This is a genomic window from Streptomyces sp. NBC_01450 (genome assembly GCF_036227505.1).
GTDB lineage: Bacteria > Actinomycetota > Actinomycetes > Streptomycetales > Streptomycetaceae > Streptomyces.
The window spans coordinates 5,258,065-5,276,908 of record NZ_CP109480.1 but is presented as its reverse complement, the minus strand read 5'-3'; the positions used below and the strand labels follow the sequence as shown (position 1 = coordinate 5,276,908).

Here is an 18,844-nt window from a genome sequence, read left to right as displayed (position 1 = left end):
CCCTGAGCCGACGGAATGAGCGACGGACACGCGAACGGACATGCGGACGGGCATGCGAACGGGCCGCGGAGTCCGACGGACTCCGCGGCCCGCCGTCAGAGACCGGTCGGGACAGGTGAGGGCAGGTCAGGGAGGGGGCGGGCCGGTCAGGAACCCAGGCTCGCCGTCGGCAGTCCCGACGGGAGCTGACCGCCCTCCGCCTTCGTGTACGACTCCTTGCCGAGCTTCCCCGACCAGGTGACCTTCAGCGTCGTGCTGTTCACGGAGTCGACCATGCCGGTCGTGCGGTCCTTGTTCCCGTCCGTGCACTTGAGGTGGATCATCTGCATGCCCGCCTCGTCACCGGCGGTCCCGCTGCACACGGTGCCGCCCGTCGTGAAGAGCCCGGCCTGCTTGCCGGTGATCACCAGCGCCACGACCTTGCCGCCGGTCGTGGCCGCCCAGCTGCCCTCCAGCTTGCCGGCGGCGGTGGACGGGGTACTCGAGTCGCCGCCCGTGCCGGCCGTCCCCGAGGCGGACGCGCTGGGGCTCGCGGCCCCGGCCCCGGAGTCGGATCCCGAGTCGCCGCCACAGCCGGTCAGCACGAGCGCGCCCGCCAGACCCGCGGCCAAGGCCATGGCCACGCCCCGGGTCCGCCGACGCGGAAAGGTCGCCGAAGTCGCCGATGTCACTGAAGCCCCCAAGGGTGATGGTGTCGCTGGGGTCGCCGGAACGACCGCAGCAAGCTATCAGCCGTATTCACGAACACCCTGAGTGAGACATCGGGAGAACCTAGGAATGTTCTGGGGCAGCCGTCGAGTCGTGGTGCCGAGGGAGTCGTCACCCCGTCGCGGATTCTCGCGTACGAGCCGGAACGGATGCCGCGCGTCCGGTGGCCGACGTCGATCCGGCGGACCCTGCGGATTGGGCCATTACGTGAACGTTGAAACTCGAAGGGCACGGTACGCGTCTCTTCCTAGTGCATGAGGGATTCGACCCGGACGACCCTGCACAGATGTTGGCGCGGAAGATCATGCACGGGGGCTGGAGAGCGCATGTCATGCGATCTTCGGGGCACACGCTGGACCGGGAGCAGCCCGGCGAGTACCAGACAGTAGTCAAGTGGTCAACAGGCCGTAGTCAAATGGCGGTAAAAGCTGTAACCGTGGCGCCACCCCCCGTGCACGTGCATCTGCCCATGCATCTGCACATGAACAGAGCTATGATCCGGGGCAGTTGGCCACTGCATCAATGGCCACATTGGCCACTGCACGACCGGGGAGCGACCTGTGGACCACGACGTGTACGACGTGGATGACCTGGATGACGTGTACAACGGCATGGCTGCGACGGGGCTGACCGGAGTGGCCTGGCAGAAGAGCAGGCACAGCAATTCGCAGGGCTCCTGCGTGGAGTTCGCGAGACTGCCCGGAGGGGACGTGGCGGTGCGGAACTCGCGGTTCCCGGAAGGACCCGCGCTCGTCTACACCCGCGCCGAGATCGAAGCCATGCTCCTGGGCATCAAGGACGGCGAGTTCGACCACCTGGTCGCCGGCTGACATGAGCCGACGCCACCCGCGTGGGCGCGTACCCGGGTGGGGCAACCGGCATAACTGACGGCGACCGCCGTCTCGCGATGCGTAACGCGCGTAGAACCGCGGCGCCAAAAGGCGCCGCGGTTCTCTATTCGGTCGAAACCCCGCCGGCGGCCGGCTGCGGGAGCCGGAACAGCGCCCATACGACCTTGCCGCTGAGGGTCCCCGCGAGCGGGTGCCAGCCCCAGCTGTCGGCGAACGAGTCGACCAGGAACAGGCCGCGGCCCGACTCCGCCGAGAAGTCCTCCGAGTCGCCCGCGACCGGGCTGTCGTGACTGGGGTCGCGTACCGCGCACACCAGACGTGAGGTCCACCGCATCAAGTGCAGCCGCACGGGCGGCCCTTGGTCGTCCGGGCGGGGCGTGTCCGAGGGCAGTGCGTGCCGCAGCGCGTTGGTCACGAGCTCGGAGACCACCAGGCAGACATCGTCGAAGCGCTCGCCGATGTCCCACTGGTCGAGCGTTCTGCGGGTGAACTGCCGCGCTTCGCGCACCGCTTCGTAGCGTGCGGGCAGCGCACAGGAAGCGGCGTTGGACACGGCCGCGGGGTCGAGCGGCGGAAGTCCCTGCCGTAAGGGCTCGAGCATGGTCGATCCATTCGTCCCCATGCGAGGCACTCCCGGGTGTTCGCGGTCGTTGCGATGCAGCGGTGGCGCGGGGACCATGGTTCCGAATGCGTACAGCAGATGCAAGGGCAGATGCACGTGCACGCGCCCGAATTAGACCTTCCTCCACCCTTTCTTGGTCATTTCTTCTGTCACCTTCTTCCCCCTTGTTGACCCTCTACCGATCTTTTCCTGTGTGGCACCTTTGGAGTCTTTCCGTTTCTGTAACTGAACGAGTACTGCTTGAAGTGTTTTAGTGGCAGACTTCGGCCCTTGAAGACGGTTGGGGAGGCGGACGAACGTGAGCGCTGGTGAGTCGAGCGGCTCGGTGGTGCGGCGCATGCTGCTCGGATCACATCTGCGGCGCCTGCGGGAGGCACGTGGAATCACGCGGGAAGCGGCCGGTTACTCGATCCGCGCCTCCGAATCGAAGATCAGCCGCATGGAGTTGGGACGGGTGAGCTTCAAGACGCGCGACGTCGAGGACCTGCTGACGCTGTACGGCATCAATGACGAGGCCGAGCGCACGTCGCTCGTCTCCCTCGCCAAGGAGGCCAACGTCGCCGGCTGGTGGCACAGTTACTCGGACGTCCTGCCCAGCTGGTTCCCGACCTATGTCGGCCTGGAGGGCGCGGCCCACCTGATCCGGTCGTACGAAGTCCAGTTCGTACACGGCCTGTTGCAGACGGAGGCCTACGCCCACGCGGTCGTCGCGCGCGGCATGCGGGGCGCTTCGCCCGCCGACATCGAGCGGCGCGTCGCGCTGCGCCTGGAGCGGCAGAAGTACCTCGTCTCCGAGAAGGCCCCGGAGTTCCACATCGTCCTCGACGAGGCCGCGCTGCGCCGCCCGTACGGCGACCGCGAGGTGATGCGGGGGCAACTCCAGCATCTGATCGAGGTGTCGGAACGCCCGAACGTACGACTTCAGGTCATGCCGTTCAGCTTCGGCGGCCACTCGGGTGAGAGCGGTTCCTTCACCATCCTGAGCTTCCCCGAGTCCGATCTGTCGGACGTCGTCTATCTGGAGCAGCTCACCAGCGCGCTCTACCTGGACAAACGCGAGGACGTCACCCAGTACGAGGGTGCGCTCAAGCAGTTGCAGCAGGACAGCCCCGGGCCGTCCGAGAGCCGGGATCTGCTGAGGGGGCTGCTCCAGCTCTCCTGACTTCTCCCCATCACCTCCGGCGAGTCTTCACGGACCGCTCCCGTGAATCTTCACAGCCTGTTCGCCTGTGAGTCTTCGTGGACTCTTCGGAGGTGCTCTCCAACTCCCTTTGATCGCAAGTACGATGACGTCTGATCAGACGTTGATCGGATGTGTCTGCTGACTCAGACTCGGATGTCTGCCTCGGCAGCAAGGGGATTGAGGAGCACATGTCGTCCTACTTCACCGACCTGGCCCGGCAGTACATCGACGGCGAGTGGCGCCAGGGCACCGGCTCCTGGGACATCATCGATTTCAACCCGTACAACGGCGAGAAGCTGGCGTCGATCACCATAGCCACGGTCGATGAGGTCGACGAGGCCTACCGCGCCGCCCAGCGCGCCCAGAAGGCATGGGCCGCGACCAACCCGTACGCCCGTCGCGCGGTCTTCGAGAAGACCCTGCGCCTCATCGAGGAGCGCGAGGCCGAGATCACCGAGGTGATCATCGCCGAGCTCGGCGGCACCCACCTCAAGGCCGGCTTCGAGCTCCACCTCGCCAAGGAGTTCCTGCGCGAGTCGATCCAGCTGTCGCTGCGGCCCGAGGGCAAGATCCTCCCCTCGCCGATCGACGGCAAGGAGAACCGCCTCTACCGCGTCCCCGTCGGTGTCGTCGGCGTGATCAGCCCCTTCAACTTCCCCTTCCTGCTCTCCCTGAAGTCCGTCGCGCCGGCCCTGGCGCTCGGCAACGGCGTGGTCCTCAAGCCGCACCAGAACACCCCGATCGTCGGCGGCTCGCTGGTGGCGAAGATCTTCGAGGACGCGGGCCTGCCCGGCGGTCTGCTCAACGTCGTCATCACCGACATCGCCGAGATCGGCGACGCCTTCATCGAGCACCCCGTCCCGAAGGTCATCTCCTTCACCGGCTCCGACAAGGTCGGCCGCCATGTCGCCACCGTCTGCGCCTCGCACTTCAAGAGCGCGGTGCTGGAACTCGGCGGCAACAGCGCCCTGGTGGTCCTGGAGGACGCGGACATCGACTACGCCGTCGACGCGGCGGTCTTCAGCCGCTACGTCCACCAGGGCCAGGTCTGCATGGCCGCCAACCGCGTGCTCGTGGACCGCTCGATCGCGGACGAGTTCACCGAGAAGTTCGTCGCCAAGGTGAAGACGCTGAAGGTCGGCGACCCGAGCGACCCCCAGACGATCATCGGCCCGGTCATCAACTCCTCCCAGGCGGACTCGCTCACCGGCGCGGTCGACCAGGCGATCGCCGAGGGCGCCACCGCTCTGGTGCGCGGCGCCACCACCGACAACCTCGTCGAGCCGACCGTCCTGACGGACCTGCCCGCCGACTCCGCCATCCTCCAGCAGGAGATCTTCGGCCCTGTCGCGCTCCTCGTCACCTTCGACGGTGAGGAGGAGGCCGTACGCATCGTCAACGACACCCCGTACGGGCTCAGCGGCGCCGTGCACACCGCCGACGTCGAGCGCGGTGTCGCCTTCGCCAAGCAGATCGACACCGGCATGTTCCACGTCAACGACGGCACCGTCCACGACGAGCCGCTGGTCCCCTTCGGCGGCGAGAAGCACTCCGGCATCGGCCGTCTGAACGGCGAGACGACCGTCGACGCCTTCACCACCCAGAAGTGGATCTCGGTCCAGCACGGCCGCAGCTTCTTCCCGTTCTAGGGCCTGTCCGGCGGATCAAGTCGGAGGGCAGCGGCGGTGCCTCATCGACGCTGGTGAGCGGGGCTTGGTGCGTGCAGCTGCAAGGCGGAGGAAGGAGTCGACGCGGAGCGTCGGCGAGTGACGACAACGCCGCAGATGGGCGTGCCAAGCCCCGCGTCTGCGGCATGATCCGCCGGACAGGCCCTAGGGCTCCTTCCGTTCGGAGACTCAGAGACTCTTCGTCGCCATCGGGCCCTTGCGGACAGAAGCTGACCGCAAGGGCCCGTACGTTCGTCGGTGTCAGGCAGGGGATGCCAGGCAGGTGGACCGATGAAAGGCGGCGATCATGGTTACTCACGTTTCGGCGGAGACTCCCGGTGACGAGCGTGGAGCACTGCTCTCCTTCCTGGAGGCCGAGCGCGGCGGGATCCGCCGGGCCCTGATCGGCCTGACGCCGGAGCAGGCCACGAGCCGGCCAAGCGCGAGCGAACTGTCCCTGGCCGGGCTGCTCAAACATGTCGCCGAGACCGAGCAGGCCTGGATCGCCCGCGCCAAGGGCGAGCCGCCCGCCGTCGAGCGGGACGAGTCGACCTGGCACGAGTGCTTCGCGCTCGTCGGCGACGAGACCGTCGAGTCGCAGCTCGCGTACTGGGAGAAGGTCGCCGCCGAGACGGAGGCGTTCATCCGCTCGGTACCCAGCCTCGACGAGACCTTCGCACTGCCCGAAGCCCCCTGGTTCCCCCGGGAACGGGTCTCGATGCGCTGGGTGGCGCTCCACCTGATCCGCGAGACGGCCCGGCACGCCGGCCACGCCGACATCATCCGCGAGTCCCTGGACGGCGCCACCGCCTTCGAGCTGGTCGCCCGCGCGCAGGAGGGTTGACCTCCGCGCCCTCATCTGCCCCATAACCTGGACCGCATGTCAGCGATCCGTCTCCTGGTGCTGGGTGCCGTCCGCCAGCACGGGCGGGCCCACGGCTACCAGGTGCGCAACGACCTCGAGTACTGGGGCGCGCACGAGTGGTCCAACGCCAAGCCCGGCTCGATCTACCACGCGCTCAAGCAGATGGCGAAGCAGGGACTGCTGCTCGCCCACGAGATCGCCCCGTCCACGGCGGGCGGCCCGCCGCGCACCGAGTACGAGATCACGGACCAGGGCACCGAGGAGTACTTCACGCTGCTGCGCCGGTCGCTGACCGCGTACGACCAGAAACCGGACATCCTCTCGGCCGCGCTCGGTTTCATGGTCGACCTCGGCCGTGCGGAGACCCTCGAACTCCTCCAGGAGCGGGTGCGCGCCATCGAGGAGTGGCGCAAGTCCGTCACTGGGTACTACACCCCCGAGGACGGCCCCGGGCAGCTCGGCCACATCGGCGAGATCATGAACTTCTGGGTCCACTCCGCCGACTCCGGAGCGCAGTGGACCCGGGGCCTGATCGAGCGGATCCGGGGCGGCGCGTACACCTTCGCCGGCGAGGGCGAACCCTTCGTCGGCGTCCTGGTGGACGGCGAGGAGAACCCGTACGCGACGGGAACACCGCACCCCGGCGACCAGGAGTAGCCGCACCCGCACCCGCACCCTCCGCCGGACAGGCCCTAGTGGTGGAAGCCGGTCGCCGCCTCCTTGTCCTGGGTCAGTGGATGCGGCAGCTTGCGCAGTTGGGGCACCAACCGGCTCAGGTCCTCGATGAACAGGTCGGCGAGATCCACCGAGAAGCCGTTGCGGCACACCACACGCAGGACGGACAGGTCCTCCCGGTTGGCCGGGAAGGTGTACGCGGGCACCAGCCAGCCGCTCTCCCGCATGCGCCGGGACACGTCGAAGACGTCGTACGCGTTCACATGAGGTGCCGTTGTGAACGCGAAGACGGGCAACTCGTCGCCCCGGGTCAGAAGTCGGAAGTCCTCCAGCGCCTCGATCCGGTCGGCGAGCCCGCGGGCCAGATCTCTGGTCGTCTGCTGAACGGCTCGGAAGCCTTCCCTGCCCAGCCGTAGAAACGTGTAGTACTGCGCCACGACCTGCGCGCCCGGGCGGGAGAAGTTGAGCGCGAAGGTCGGCATGTTGCCGCCCAAGTAGTTGACCCGGAAGACCAGTTCCTCGGGAAGCTCGGCCTCCGTCCGCCACAGCGCCCAGCCGACACCCGGGTAGACCAGTCCGTACTTGTGCCCCGAGGTGTTGATCGAGGACACCCGCGGCAGCCGGAAGTCCCAGACCAGGTCCGGGTCGAGGAAGGGGGCGATCATCGCGCCTGACGCGCCGTCGACATGGACGGGGATGTCCAGGCCCGTACGCTCCTGGAGCTGGTCGAGGGCCGCGCACAGCTCGGCGATCGGCTCGTACGACCCGTCGAAGGTGGAGCCGAGGATGCCCACGACCCCGATGGTGTTCTCGTCGCACAGCTCGGCCGCCGCCTGTGGGTCGAGGTGGAACCGGTCGCCCTCCATGGGCACCTGGCGTGCCTCGACCTCCCAGAAGTTGCAGAACTTCTCCCAGCACACCTGGACGTTCACCCCCATCACGAGGTTGGGGCGCGCTCCCGGATAGCGGTCCGCGTTCCGCCGCATCCAGCGCCGCTTCAGCGCTATGCCGGCGAGCATGCACGCCTCGCTCGATCCGGTCGTCGAACAGCCGACGGCGGAGGCCGGATCCGGCGCGTTCCACAGATCCGCGAGCATCGCCACGCAGCGCCGCTCCAGCTCGGCGGTGCGCGGGTACTCGTCCTTGTCGATCATGTTCTTGTCCTGGCACTCGTCCATCAGCCTGCCGGCCTGCGGTTCCATCCAGGTGGTGACGAAGGTGGCGAGATTCAGCCGCGCGTTCCCGTCCAGCATCAGATCGTCGTGGACGACCTGATACGCCGTGTTGGGCGGCAGCGGGCCGTCGGGAAGCCGGTGTTTGGGCGGGGCCTCGGTCATGCCCCCGACCGGATTCGCCTCCCCGAAGAAGGGGTTGACGGACACCGGTCGCTCGTCGGGCTTCTCGGGACCTTGGTGGAGCGGCATGGGAAATCCTATCGAGTCGGCGGTCGGAGGGTTCTACGGGTCGATTGGATCAGGGGTGTTACTGGTTCATCGGACCGGGTGGTTCATCGGATCGGGTCCCCACTGGTTCATCGGACGGGAGAGGCCTGTCGGTTCACCGGATCGAGCTCCCGTCGGCGCGCAACTGCATCTGCGGACGTCCGGTGACGATCAGCCAGGCCGGCACCGAGGCCAGCACCAGCAGGGGCAGCACGCCCGGCTGGGCCACCAGGACGGCCGCCGTGAACAGACTGATCCAGCCCTGCCGGGTGACGGCCAGGAGCACACCCAGGACCGCGCACACCACGGCGAGCGTGGGATTCACCTGCGGTACCAGCGCGTGGGCGCACAGCCCGAGAGCTACCCCGGCGAACACGGAGGGAAAGATCCGGCCGCCTCGGAAGCCGCACGAGGTGGCGACCAGCAGCGCGGCCAGCTTCACCATGGACATCAGCGCGAACCGTCCCGCCGACCAGCCCTCCGGGTTCGCGGCGAGGGTCTTCACCTCGTCCAGGCCCTTGAAGAGCGTCAGAGGCCCGCCCAGCGCCCCCAGCAGCCCCAGGACGAGACCGCCCACGGGAAGCGCCAGCAGGGGGTGTTTGAGCCGGGAGAAGGCGCCGTGGACGTACGGGAGGGCGCATACCGCGGTCATCCCGATCGCCGCCGCGACCGAGGCGACCACCAGGGCGCTCAGCAGATCGCCCCAGTGGGGACCCGGGTAGGCGGGCAGCGCGAGGTCGAAGCTCGGGTGCTCCAGCAGCGTCATGGTCAGCGCGCCCGTGCCGCCCGCGAGCAGCGGCGGCAGCAGCCGGTCCCAGAGGGCGCCGGGCTCCGGCTGTCCGGCCAGCACCTCGGAGAAGATCAGCGCGGCGGCCACCGGCGTCCCGAACAGGGCGCCGATCGTGCCCGCGACCGCCAGGCCCACCCACAGCCCCACGGCGGAGCCGGGGATCACCCGGGTGCCGAGCCAGTAGGCGAGGGCGACGTTGGCGGCCGTGATCGGGTTCTCTGGGCCGAGGCTCACCCCGCCCGCCAGCGTCAGGACGGTGGCGACGAGCAGCCCCGGCAGAACGCGGGGTGGCAGGGGAGCGTCGACCAGGCCCGTGGTCGACGGATCGGGCCCCGCGTGCCCCGGCACCTTCCACACCACCAGCCCCACCGCGATGCCGGTCGCCGTCAGCATCACGATCATCCACAGCACGGAGTAGCGGCCCACGCCCAGTGCGTCCGGAAGGGTCTCCCACAGCACGTCCTCGAACCGGTCGGCGAGCAGGCTGACGCCCAGCAGGATGAGCGCCGCGGCCACACCGACCACCACGGAGGGCACGATCAACGGCAGCAGACGCCGTAAGGGGCTCGCCGTGGACGCATCGGTGCTCACGGCCACACCTTAAGCGGGCAAAAGCCGCACAACACCCCAGGGGGGAGCCCCCGGCATGCCGGGATTTCCGGCTTGCACCTCACGTGGCGTGAGGGCTCATGGTGGGACGCGTACCGAGGAAGGAGCGGAAGTGGGCTACTCAGTGGGCCAGGTCGCCGGTTTCGCCGGGGTCACGGTGCGCACCCTGCACCACTACGACGAGATCGGCCTGCTCGTGCCGAGCGAGCGCAACCACGCGGGGCACCGGCGCTACAGCGACGCCGACCTCGACCGGCTGCAGCAGATCCTGTTCTACCGGGAGCTGGGCTTCCCGCTCGACGAGGTCGCCGCCCTGCTCGACGACCCGGAGGCGGACCCGCGCGCGCACCTGCGCCGCCAGTACGAGCTGCTGACCGCCCGGATCGAGAAGCTGCAGAAGATGGCCGCGGCCGTGGAGCACGCCATGGAGGCACGCACGATGGGCATCAATCTCACGCCCGAGGAGAAGTTCGAGGTTTTCGGGGACAAGGATCCCGAGGAGCACGCGGAGGAGGCCGAACGGCGGTGGGGCGGCACGGCGGAGTACGCCGAGTCGCAGCGCCGTGCCGCCCGCTACACCAAGGACGACTGGCAGCGCGTCCAGGCCGAGGTCGCCTCCTGGAGCGAGCGCTACGACGCCCTCATGGAGGCGGGTGAACCCGCGACCGGCGAGCGGGCCATGGACATGGCCGAGGAACACCGGCAGCACATCGGCAAGTGGTTCTACGACTGCTCGTACGAACTCCACGGCTGCCTCGGCGCGATGTACGTGTCCGACGAGCGCTTCAAGGCGTACTACGACTCCATGCGCCCGGGTCTCGCCGAGCACCTCAGGGACGCGATCACGGCGAACGCGGCCCGGCACTCCCAGGGAGCCTGACGGCAAGACGGTAAGGGGCACCCTCCACGAGCGTCGTGCGTCGTCACGACGTGGATGTCCGACCGGGGTCGCCGGCTGCCTCCGTGATCACGGATGCCCATGGCCCACAGCTTTGTCCCAGTGGGCACACAGTGCATCCTGGGGGCACCGGTGGAACCTGGCACGGACACTGTGCGTTGATAGCTTTGGCCGACAGTACTGATGTGCTGCCGTACTGCCGTCCCAGGACCGCCGTACTCTTCCTCCCCCCTTCAGGAGCCCGGAACCGTGAACACGCTTGCCCTTGGTCCAAGCTGGCTGGATCCGAACACGCTCCTGGACAACTTCGGCATCTGGGGTCTGCTGCTCGTCGTCTTCGCCGAGTCCGGCCTGCTCATCGGCTTCTTCCTGCCGGGCGACTCGCTGCTTTTCACCTGCGGTCTGCTGATCACGTCGAACAAGCTGGACTTCCCGCTGTGGGCGGCCGTCGCCCTGATCTGCGTCGCGGCGATCCTCGGCGACCAAGCGGGTTACCTCTTCGGCAAGAAGGTCGGCCCCTCGCTCTTCAGCCGCCCGGACTCCCGCCTCTTCAAGCAGGAGAACGTGGTCAAGGCCCACGAGTTCTTCGAGAAGTACGGGCCCAAGTCCCTGGTCCTCGCCCGCTTCGTGCCGATCGTGCGCACGTTCACGCCGATCATCGCGGGCGTCAGCGGCATGAAGTACCGATCCTTCCTCACCTTCAACATCATCGGTGGCGTCCTGTGGGGCGCGGGCGTCACACTGCTCGGCTCCTGGCTCGGCAAGATCGACTTCGTCAAGAGCAACATCGAGGCGATCCTGATCCTGATCGTCCTCGTCTCGGTGATCCCGATCGCCATCGAGTTCCTGCGGGCGCGCTCCAAGGCCAAGAAGAACCCGCCGGAGCCGGAGGCCCCCCAGGGCCCGGCCGCCTACCGGCAGCAGCCCACGGCGCCCGTCATGGACGACGCGACGCGCCCGCTGCGCATGCACCAGCCGCAGCAGAGCCAGGATGCGTACCAGCAGGATGCGTACCAGCAGGACCAGTACGCCCAGGGCTACCCGCAGCAGCAGCCGTACGGCAACCAGGACCAGGGTTACTACCAGGGCCAGGGCTACGACCAGAACTACGGTCAGAACTACGACCCGAACTACGACCCGAACTACGACCAGGGCCAGGCCTACCCGCCCCAGCAGCAGCCGCAGGGCTACCCGCAACAGCCGTACGGCGCGCAGCAGAACCCGTACAACCAGGGTTACCCGCAGAACTGAGCCAGGAAGCCGCGCCCCGCTCGCCACCCGGCACAACGCACCGAGCTCGTAGGCCCCCGGGCTCAGAACCCCCGCGTCCGCTTCGCGGCCCTGCGCCCGCCGGCGGTGCCCCCCGGCACCCGCAGGAACAGCCGCGAGATCTCCGACCCCAGGTTCACGCCGATGGCGATGGCCATGGCGAGCGCCGCGGCCTTCGAGAGCGACACCAACCCCTTGTCGACGTTGTTCTGGGCGATCGACAGCAGCCCGAAGTAAGTGGCCGACCCCGGCAAGAGGGGCCCGATCGCGGCGGTCGTGTACGGCAGCGCGGACGCGAACCGGTAGCGGGACAGCAACTGTCCGAAGAGGCCCACCAGGCCCGCCGCGACGGCCGTGGAGGCGACCGGTGAGATGCCGCCCGGGTAGTGCATCGCCCCGTACACCGACCAGGCGACGCCTCCGTTGAGGGTCACCGCGAGCACGGTGGATCGTTCCTGCTGGAGCAGGATCGCGAAGGTCAGGGACAGCAGCATGGCGGCGGCGATCTGCACCAGGGGCCGCTCGGAGATGCCCAGCGCCTGGTCCGGATTGAGCGCGGCGCCGAACTTCACGCCGAAATAGAGCACGATGAGGACGCCGACGATGATGCCCACGAAGAGGTACATGACCTCCAGGAGGCGTGCGGACGCGGTGATGTAGAAGCCGGTCAGTCCGTCCTGCACGCCGGCGACGAGGGCCCGCCCCGGCAGCAGCGCGAACAGCCCACCCGTGATCACCGCGGACGACTTCGCGTCGACGTGCGCGAGCTGGAGCGCGACACCTATCGCGGCCGGCGGCATCGCGGCCACCGTGAACTGGTAGAACTCCGGCAGCCCGCGCCCCGCGCACAGCCAGGCCAGCCGGTCGCCCAGCATCGCGCCGAGCGCCGCGGCGACGAACACGATCGCGTCACCGCCGACGAGCACCGAGGCCGCACCCGCGAGCAGCCCGCTGGAGCCGGTCAGCACCCAGCCGGGATACGGGTGCCGGTTGCGCCGCATCTCCGCGAGGCGCCGGTAGGCCTCCTCCAGGGAGAACGTGGTCTCCGGGTGGCTCAGGTCGTCGACGAGCCGGTAGACGGCCGCGAGCCGGGTGTAGTCGGTGCCCCGGCGGCGTACGGTCCGGGAGGCCGTCACGGGATCGTCCACCAGGGATGGCTGGTGCGAGATCGACAGCAGGGTGAAGGTGACGTTCGGCTCGCAGCGGTCCAGGCCGAACGAGCGGCAGACGGCAAACATCGCCGTCTCCACGTCCTCGGCGCCCTCGCCGCCCGCGAGCAGCAGCTCGCCGATGCGCAGCGTCAGGTCGAGCACGCGGGGGACCGCCGGGCCGGCCTCGTCCTCCTTGTGCGGCAGGTCGGGTGCCGGCCGCTCGGCCACGGGCATGCGCAGCATCGTGCGCATCCGGTCCTGCCAGGGCACGTCCTTGGTCAGACTGACAACGGGGATGCCGGACGCCGGTGTGAAGGCGGGTGGGGCGTGCTTCGCGCTGTAGGTGCGCGGGGTGCTGAACGCGGACCCCTCGGACTCGGTGCCCGTCGTCTCGGGCGGCGCGAGCCCCTCGGGGATCGCGAACTCCGACGTGGTCCCCGATTCGTCCTCGACCGCCGGTGCCACGCCGTCCGGCTGTGCGAAGGCACTCCTCGCCTCGTCCGACTGCGGTTTGCGGTCCTCCGCCTCCGTCACCCACCACTCCCGCTGTTGCAGACCGTGCGTCGCCCGTACGCCCCAGTATGCGCACGGAGACGCGAACGGGCCGCGCCACCCCGGGAGGGGTCACGCGGCCCGCGGGGTTCAGGGGGGATCAGTGACCGCCCTGCTCCTTCAAGCGCTTGTAGGAACGCTCGATCTCGGCCTCGGCCTCCGCGCGGCCGACCCAGTTGGCGCCCTCGACGGACTTGCCCGGCTCGAGGTCCTTGTAGACCTCGAAGAAGTGCTGGATCTCCAGGCGGTCGAACTCCGACACGTGGTGGATGTCCCGCAGGTGCTCCACGCGCGGGTCGTGCGCCGGGACGCACAGCAGCTTGTCGTCGCCGCCGGCCTCGTCCGTCATGCGGAACATGCCGATCGCGCGGCACTGGATCAGGCAGCCCGGGAACGTCGGCTCGTCCAGGATGACCAGCGCGTCCAGCGGGTCGCCGTCCTCGCCGAGGGTGTTCTCGACGAAGCCGTAGTCGGCCGGGTAGCTGGTCGAGGTGAAGAGTCGACGGTCCAAGCGGATCCGACCGGTCTCGTGGTCCACCTCGTACTTGTTCCGCGAACCCTTCGGAATCTCGATCGTGACGTCGAACTCCACCGGTGGCTCCTCCATGATCAACACATAGTTCTGGTGGTTAAGTGTCCCTCACGCAGGTGTGTGATCGCGAAAGGGGCTGGTGGTCGTGCCAGAGCTGAGGGCTTGGCGGGCCGCGAGACCGCTTGTGGAGCGGGTCGAGCGGACCGTGCGGCCGCACGTGACGCGGGTCGCGCAGGCCGTGCAGCCGCGTGTGACGAGGGCTGCGCAGTCCGTGCGACCGCACATGGCGCGGGCTGCTCAAGCCGTCCGGCCGCGTTCCGTGAGGTTCACGACCCCGCAGTTCACGGCCGTCGCCGCCACCGCGGGTCTGGCACTCGCGGCCGGGGCGGTGGCCCTGGCCGGTCCCTGGGACTCCTCCGGTCAGCGTACGGCCGAGCGTGACTGGGCCGCATCGCGAGACGGGGAGGGTGTCGCAGATCACGGACGTAGTTCCGATACGTCCCCCAGGGAGCCGAAGCCCGCCCCCAGCGCCGCCTCCGTGCTGATGGGTCTCGGCGGCTCCACGGTGGCGGTGCCGGCACCCACCGAGAAGGCCCTCACGAACACCCTCGACCGGCTCCTGGGCGACCCCGCGCTCGGCGCGCGGCGCACGGCGGTGGTCGTCGACGTGGCGACCGGCAAGCGGCTGTACGGCAAGGGCGCCGACGACGCGCAGACGCCGGCCTCCACCACGAAGATCGCCACCGCGGTCGCCGCGCTCTCCGCGGCGGGCGCCGACCACCGCATCGAGACCCGCGCGGTCCTGAAGCCCGGCACCAAGGAGGTCGTGCTCGTCGGGGGCGGCGACCCCACCCTGACCGCCCGCAAGGAGGCGGCCGACTGGGCGAGCCTGCGCACCCTGGCCGACAGGACGGCGACCGCCCTGAAGGCCCGTCATCTGGACCAGGTGACGCTCTCGTACGACACCTCGCTCTACGCCGGCCCCGCCCTGCACCCCATCGGCGCCAACCCCAACCTGGCGCCGGTCAGCGCCCTCATGGTCGACGAGGCCCGCACCGACGACTCGTCCAGCGGCCCGGTCGCCCGCACCGCGGACCCGGCGGCGGACGCGGCCGGGAAGTTCGCGGAGCTGCTGCGGGCCAAGGGCATCAAGACGACGGCCTCCGGCCCCTCCAGGGCGACGAACCGCGCGCAGTCGCTCGCCTCGGTCTCCTCGCCGCCCCTGTCCGCCCTCATCGAGCGGATGCTGACGAACAGCGACAACGACATCGCGGAGGGCATGGCCCGCCAAGTCGCCCTCGCCACCGGCCGACCGGCCAGCTTCGAGGGTGGCGCGGCGGCGATCGACGCCGAGCTGAAGAAGCTCGGACTCCCGCTGTCCGGCGCGCACTTCACGGACGGCAGCGGTCTGAACCGGGACGACAGGCTGACGGCGGACCTGCTCACGGCCCTTCTGGTGAAGGCCGGTGACCCCACGCACCCCGAACTCCGGCCCATCCTGACCGGCCTTCCGATCGCGGGCTTCACGGGCACCCTCAGCGACCGGTACTCCGACGAGTCGTCCGGCACCGGCCTCGTACGCGCCAAGACCGGCACGTTGACGGGGGTGAACACCTTGGCGGGCACGGTGGTCGATGCCGACGGCCGTCTGCTGGCCTTCGCCTTCCTGGCCTCCGACACGACCGACCCGTCGGCGGCCCAGTCGGCCCTGGACCGCACGGCTTCGGCGCTGGCGGGCTGCGGCTGCCGTTAGGAACCGCCCGCACCTCTAGGCCCTGCCGTCAAATTCCCTCCCCCAGCCTTCGGCCGGGAGGTGCCCCCAGCCCGGCACGCCGAGAGCACGCACCTGACGCCGCCGGGCCCGCCCTTCGGGCGGACGACGGGAATTTGACGACAGGACCTAGCCCCGTGCGCCCCGGAGTACGGGGCATATCCGGCGACGTACCCCTCACCGCACCCGGACCCGCTCACGTACGGTTGACGCATGACGAGCATCGGTGGTGCCGAGATGGTCGACTGGAATCTCGCGGTGGCGACCGCGACACGGCTCGTGCGGCCTGGCCCCGAGGTGAGCCGCGACGAGGCCCGAGAGGTCGTCGCGGAACTGCGCCGGCATGCGAAGGCCTCGGAGGAGCACGTCCGGGGCTTCACTCGTATGGGCACGGAGGACATCCACGACACCCCCATCCTCGTGGTGGACCGCCCGGGCTGGGTCCGGGCGAATGTCGCGGGGTTCCGGGAGCTCCTGAAGCCCCTGCTGGACAAGATGCAGGAGCGGCGGGGGAGCACCCCGGGCGGAGCCGTCCTCGGCGCCGTCGGCGGCAAGGTCACCGGCGTGGAGCTGGGCATGCTGCTGTCGTTCCTGTCCTCACGCGTCCTCGGGCAGTACGAGACCTTCGCCCCGGCGACCCGGGAACTCCCGGCGGGTGAGAACGGCGGCGGCAGGCTCCTGCTCGTCGCACCGAACATCGTCCACGTGGAGCGCGAACTCGACGTGGAACCCCACGACTTCCGCCTGTGGGTGTGTCTGCACGAGGAGACGCACCGTACGCAGTTCACGGCCGTGCCCTGGCTGCGCGACCACCTGGAGGGCGAAATCCAGTCTTTCTTGGGCGAGACCGAGGTCGACCCCATGACGGTTCTGGAGCGCATCAGGGAGGCCGCCCAGTCCCTCGCCGGAGGCCGCCCCGAGGGCGAGGAGGACGACGGGGGCCGGTCCCTGGTCGAGATCGTGCAGACGCCGGCCCAGCGGGAGATCCTCGGCCGCCTCACTGCCGTGATGTCCCTCCTGGAGGGCCACGCGGACTTCGTGATGGACGGCGTCGGCCCGGACGTGGTCCCGTCCGTGGGCGAGATCCGCGAGAAGTTCCAGCAGCGCCGGGCCAAGGGGGCCTCGCGTCTGGACCTCGCCCTGCGCAAGCTGCTCGGTCTGGATGCCAAACTGAGGCAGTACAGGGACGGTGAGCGGTTCGTGCGCGCGGTCGTCGGCCAGGTCGGCATGGACGGGTTCAACCGTGTGTGGACTTCCCCGAACACCCTCCCGACCAAGACGGAGATCGCCAAACCGGCGGACTGGGTCGCGCGGGTGCACCGCAAGGCGGAGTCGTGAACCCTACGGCAAGGTCGTGAAACGAATTCGGCCGACGGCAGGAGAACGCCCCTCCAATCACCCGTCCGAGGGACCGTGAGCCAACGGTAGGCGTGCAATGCTCGGGGAACGGCCCGTTTCTGTCACCATCGACACACTCTGAGTGACCAGACTCGGGCTCACCCCCCGAAAACTTCATGAAGGGAACCGGACATGGGTCCCCATCCTGCGGTCGCGGCGATACGCCTGGCGGTCCGCCGCGTACTCCACGACGTCCTCACCGACCACACCCGTCCCCCAGGCGAGTCCTCCCCGCTCGTCCTCGTCGCCTGCTCAGGCGGCGCCGACTCCATGGCGCTCGCCTCCGCCCTCGCCTTCGAAGCCCCCAAACTCGGCATCCGCGCCGGTGGCATCACCGTGGACCACGGTCTGCAGCCCGGCTCCGATCTGCGCGCCGACGACGTCGTCTCCCGCCTCGTCGAGCTCGGTATGAACCCCGTCGAGTCCCTCGCCGTGACCGTGGGCCGCGAAGGCGGCCCCGAGGCCGCCGCCCGCGACGCCCGGTACGGCGCCCTGGACGCCGCCGCAGAGCGCCACGGCGCCTCCGCCGTCCTGCTCGGCCACACCCGTGACGACCAGGCCGAGACGGTCCTGCTGGGCCTCGCCCGCGGCTCCGGAATCCGCTCCCTGTCTGGAATGGCCGCGGTCTCGGGGGCCGGCGGCCGTTACCGCCGACCGTTCCTGCACCTGGACCGGCAGACCGCCCGCAAGGCCTGCATGGTCCAGTCGCTGCCCGTCTGGGACGACCCGCACAACGCCGACCCGGCCTACACCCGCTCCCGGCTGCGCCACGAGGGCCTGCCCGCCCTGGAGAAGGCGCTCGGCAAGGGAGTCGTCGAGGCCCTCGCCAGGACCGCGCAGCTGTCCCGCGACGACGCCGACGCCCTCGACGCCTGGGCCCGCCAGGCCGAGGCCTCCGTACGCGACACGGCGGGCCTCCTGGAGTGCGCGAAGCTCTACGCCCTGCCGCCCGCCGTGCGCCGCCGCATCCTGCGCCGCGCCGCCATCGAGGCGGGCGCCCCGGCCGGTTCGCTGTTCGCCCGCCACATCGAGGAAGTCGACCGGCTGATCACCGGCTGGCGCGGTCAGGGAGCCATCAATCTCCCGGGCAAAGTCGTCGCTCAGCGGCAGGGTGGCAGACTGGTGATTCGGCAAGGCTGAAACCGGACCCTCCAGCGGGACCGCTCACGCGGCTCTCCGGGACCCCTCACTCGGGTCACGGGCGGTCCGGGCGGCCGCGTGAGTGAGCCGAAGGGGAGCGACCTCAGCACCCCGTAGGTGAACGAGCCCAAAAAAAGTGGGACGGACGACCGAAAGTGATGCGGGTGGACGCGAAAGACATGGGCACCGACCTCAAGTCGGTGCTCATCACCAAGGAAGAGATCGACGCCAAGCTGGCTGAGCTGGCCGCGAAGATCGACGCGGAGTACGCGGGCAAGGACCTGCTGATCGTCGGTGTCCTCAAGGGCGCCGTCATGGTCATGGCGGACCTCGCGCGTGCGCTGTCCACCCCCGTCACCATGGACTGGATGGCGGTGTCGTCGTACGGCGCGGGCACCCAGTCCTCGGGCGTGGTGCGGATCCTCAAGGACCTCGACACCGACATCAAGGGCAAGCACGTCGTGATCGTCGAGGACATCATCGACTCCGGGCTGACCCTGTCCTGGCTGATCTCCAACCTCGGCTCCCGCGAGCCGGCCTCCCTCAAGGTGTGCACGCTGCTGCGCAAGCCGGAGGCGGCCAAGGTCGCGATCGACGTGGAGTGGGTCGGCTTCGACATCCCCAACGAGTTCGTGATCGGCTACGGCCTCGACTACGCGGAGAAGTACCGCAACCTCCCGTTCGTCGGTACGCTCGCGCCTCACGTCTACGGCGGCTGAAC

17 protein-coding genes are annotated in these 18,844 nt (G+C 69.3%); 11 read left to right on the top strand and 6 right to left on the bottom strand.

Going from position 1 to position 18,844, the window contains the following annotated elements:
- Nucleotides 1-146 precede the first annotated feature (146 nt).
- Entirely contained in the window at nt 147-617 is a 471-nt protein-coding gene (locus tag OG568_RS23580; protein ID WP_266695782.1) for a hypothetical protein, read from the bottom strand.
- A gap of 651 nt (nt 618-1,268) precedes the next feature.
- On the opposite strand from OG568_RS23580, the gene OG568_RS23575 reads away from it, so the two are divergent.
- Nucleotides 1,269-1,538 (top strand): DUF397 domain-containing protein, encoded by a 270-nt coding sequence (locus tag OG568_RS23575; protein ID WP_266437923.1) that lies wholly within the window; start codon nt 1,269-1,271, stop codon nt 1,536-1,538.
- 124 nt (nt 1,539-1,662) lie between these two features.
- Here the strand turns inward: OG568_RS23575 and OG568_RS23570 are convergent, their stop codons facing one another.
- A complete protein-coding gene (locus OG568_RS23570; RefSeq protein ID WP_266437920.1) occupies nt 1,663-2,181 on the bottom strand; it encodes an ATP-binding protein in 519 nt (172 codons plus the stop codon).
- Between the two features lie 337 nt (nt 2,182-2,518).
- On the opposite strand from OG568_RS23570, the gene OG568_RS23565 reads away from it, so the two are divergent.
- From OG568_RS23565 to OG568_RS23550, 4 genes are all read left to right on the top strand, one after another.
- Nucleotides 2,519-3,343, top strand: a complete 825-nt coding sequence (locus tag OG568_RS23565; protein WP_266438167.1) for a helix-turn-helix domain-containing protein — start codon at nt 2,519-2,521, stop codon at nt 3,341-3,343.
- A 209-nt stretch (nt 3,344-3,552) separates the two neighbouring features.
- Complete coding sequence (locus OG568_RS23560; protein ID WP_266584510.1) at nt 3,553-5,013, top strand: aldehyde dehydrogenase family protein; 1,461 nt, start codon at nt 3,553-3,555, stop codon at nt 5,011-5,013.
- 325 nt (nt 5,014-5,338) lie between these two features.
- Nucleotides 5,339-5,875: a DinB family protein gene (locus OG568_RS23555; RefSeq protein ID WP_266584512.1), complete on the top strand. Its 537-nt coding sequence runs from the start codon at nt 5,339-5,341 to the stop codon at nt 5,873-5,875.
- A 36-nt stretch (nt 5,876-5,911) separates the two neighbouring features.
- On the top strand, nt 5,912-6,553 hold the full coding sequence (locus OG568_RS23550; RefSeq protein ID WP_266584513.1) for a PadR family transcriptional regulator: 642 nt from the start codon (nt 5,912-5,914) through the stop codon (nt 6,551-6,553).
- A 35-nt stretch (nt 6,554-6,588) separates the two neighbouring features.
- Here OG568_RS23550 and OG568_RS23545 read toward each other — a convergent pair whose 3' ends face one another.
- Nucleotides 6,589-7,995 carry a glutamate decarboxylase gene (locus OG568_RS23545; RefSeq protein WP_266584514.1) on the bottom strand — a complete coding sequence of 469 codons (1,407 nt, stop codon included), beginning with the start codon at nt 7,993-7,995 and terminating at the stop codon, nt 6,589-6,591.
- A gap of 133 nt (nt 7,996-8,128) precedes the next feature.
- Nucleotides 8,129-9,394, bottom strand: a complete 1,266-nt coding sequence (locus tag OG568_RS23540) for an ion channel protein (protein ID WP_329532997.1) — start codon at nt 9,392-9,394, stop codon at nt 8,129-8,131.
- 130 nt (nt 9,395-9,524) lie between these two features.
- On the opposite strand from OG568_RS23540, the gene OG568_RS23535 reads away from it, so the two are divergent.
- A complete protein-coding gene (locus OG568_RS23535) occupies nt 9,525-10,292 on the top strand; it encodes a MerR family transcriptional regulator (protein ID WP_329532996.1) in 768 nt (255 codons plus the stop codon).
- Nucleotides 10,293-10,559: 267 nt separating this feature from the next.
- Nucleotides 10,560-11,561 (top strand): VTT domain-containing protein, encoded by a 1,002-nt coding sequence (locus OG568_RS23530; RefSeq protein ID WP_329532995.1) that lies wholly within the window; start codon nt 10,560-10,562, stop codon nt 11,559-11,561.
- Between the two features lie 62 nt (nt 11,562-11,623).
- Here the strand turns inward: OG568_RS23530 and OG568_RS23525 are convergent, their stop codons facing one another.
- Nucleotides 11,624-13,264 carry a threonine/serine ThrE exporter family protein gene (locus tag OG568_RS23525; RefSeq protein WP_329532994.1) on the bottom strand — a complete coding sequence of 547 codons (1,641 nt, stop codon included), beginning with the start codon at nt 13,262-13,264 and terminating at the stop codon, nt 11,624-11,626.
- Between the two features lie 118 nt (nt 13,265-13,382).
- A complete protein-coding gene (locus OG568_RS23520) occupies nt 13,383-13,874 on the bottom strand; it encodes an inorganic diphosphatase (protein ID WP_054237475.1) in 492 nt (163 codons plus the stop codon).
- 79 nt (nt 13,875-13,953) lie between these two features.
- On the opposite strand from OG568_RS23520, the gene dacB reads away from it, so the two are divergent.
- From dacB to hpt, 4 genes are all read left to right on the top strand, one after another.
- The gene (gene dacB / locus OG568_RS23515; protein ID WP_443077734.1) at nt 13,954-15,567 is read left to right on the top strand and encodes a D-alanyl-D-alanine carboxypeptidase/D-alanyl-D-alanine endopeptidase; all 1,614 of its coding nucleotides are present in this window, start codon (nt 13,954-13,956) and stop codon (nt 15,565-15,567) included.
- A 231-nt stretch (nt 15,568-15,798) separates the two neighbouring features.
- The gene (locus OG568_RS23510; RefSeq protein ID WP_266584526.1) at nt 15,799-16,923 is read left to right on the top strand and encodes a zinc-dependent metalloprotease; all 1,125 of its coding nucleotides are present in this window, start codon (nt 15,799-15,801) and stop codon (nt 16,921-16,923) included.
- Between the two features lie 192 nt (nt 16,924-17,115).
- Nucleotides 17,116-18,123, top strand: coding sequence for a tRNA lysidine(34) synthetase TilS (gene tilS, locus OG568_RS23505; protein ID WP_266437886.1), 1,008 nt, complete (start codon nt 17,116-17,118; stop codon nt 18,121-18,123).
- 158 nt (nt 18,124-18,281) lie between these two features.
- Nucleotides 18,282-18,842 carry a hypoxanthine phosphoribosyltransferase gene (gene hpt, locus OG568_RS23500; protein ID WP_101399889.1) on the top strand — a complete coding sequence of 187 codons (561 nt, stop codon included), beginning with the start codon at nt 18,282-18,284 and terminating at the stop codon, nt 18,840-18,842.
- The last annotated feature ends 2 nt before the right edge of the window (nt 18,843-18,844 follow it).

What these genes read in the sequence shown, in the direction of transcription:
- OG568_RS23580 (WP_266695782.1), bottom strand. Translation starts at nt 617, where the DNA reads ATGGCCTTGGCCGCGGGTCTGGCGGGCGCGCTCGTGCTGACCGGCTGT.
- OG568_RS23570 (WP_266437920.1), bottom strand. Translation starts at nt 2,181, where the DNA reads ATGGGGACGAATGGATCGACCATGCTCGAGCCCTTACGGCAGGGACTT.
- OG568_RS23565 (WP_266438167.1), top strand. Translation starts at nt 2,519, where the DNA reads ATGCTGCTCGGATCACATCTGCGGCGCCTGCGGGAGGCACGTGGAATC.
- OG568_RS23560 (WP_266584510.1), top strand. Translation starts at nt 3,553, where the DNA reads ATGTCGTCCTACTTCACCGACCTGGCCCGGCAGTACATCGACGGCGAG.
- OG568_RS23555 (WP_266584512.1), top strand. Translation starts at nt 5,339, where the DNA reads ATGGTTACTCACGTTTCGGCGGAGACTCCCGGTGACGAGCGTGGAGCA.
- OG568_RS23550 (WP_266584513.1), top strand. Translation starts at nt 5,912, where the DNA reads ATGTCAGCGATCCGTCTCCTGGTGCTGGGTGCCGTCCGCCAGCACGGG.
- OG568_RS23545 (WP_266584514.1), bottom strand. Translation starts at nt 7,995, where the DNA reads ATGCCGCTCCACCAAGGTCCCGAGAAGCCCGACGAGCGACCGGTGTCC.
- OG568_RS23510 (WP_266584526.1), top strand. Translation starts at nt 15,799, where the DNA reads ATGACGAGCATCGGTGGTGCCGAGATGGTCGACTGGAATCTCGCGGTG.
- tilS (WP_266437886.1), top strand. Translation starts at nt 17,116, where the DNA reads ATGGGTCCCCATCCTGCGGTCGCGGCGATACGCCTGGCGGTCCGCCGC.
- hpt (WP_101399889.1), top strand. Translation starts at nt 18,282, where the DNA reads ATGCGGGTGGACGCGAAAGACATGGGCACCGACCTCAAGTCGGTGCTC.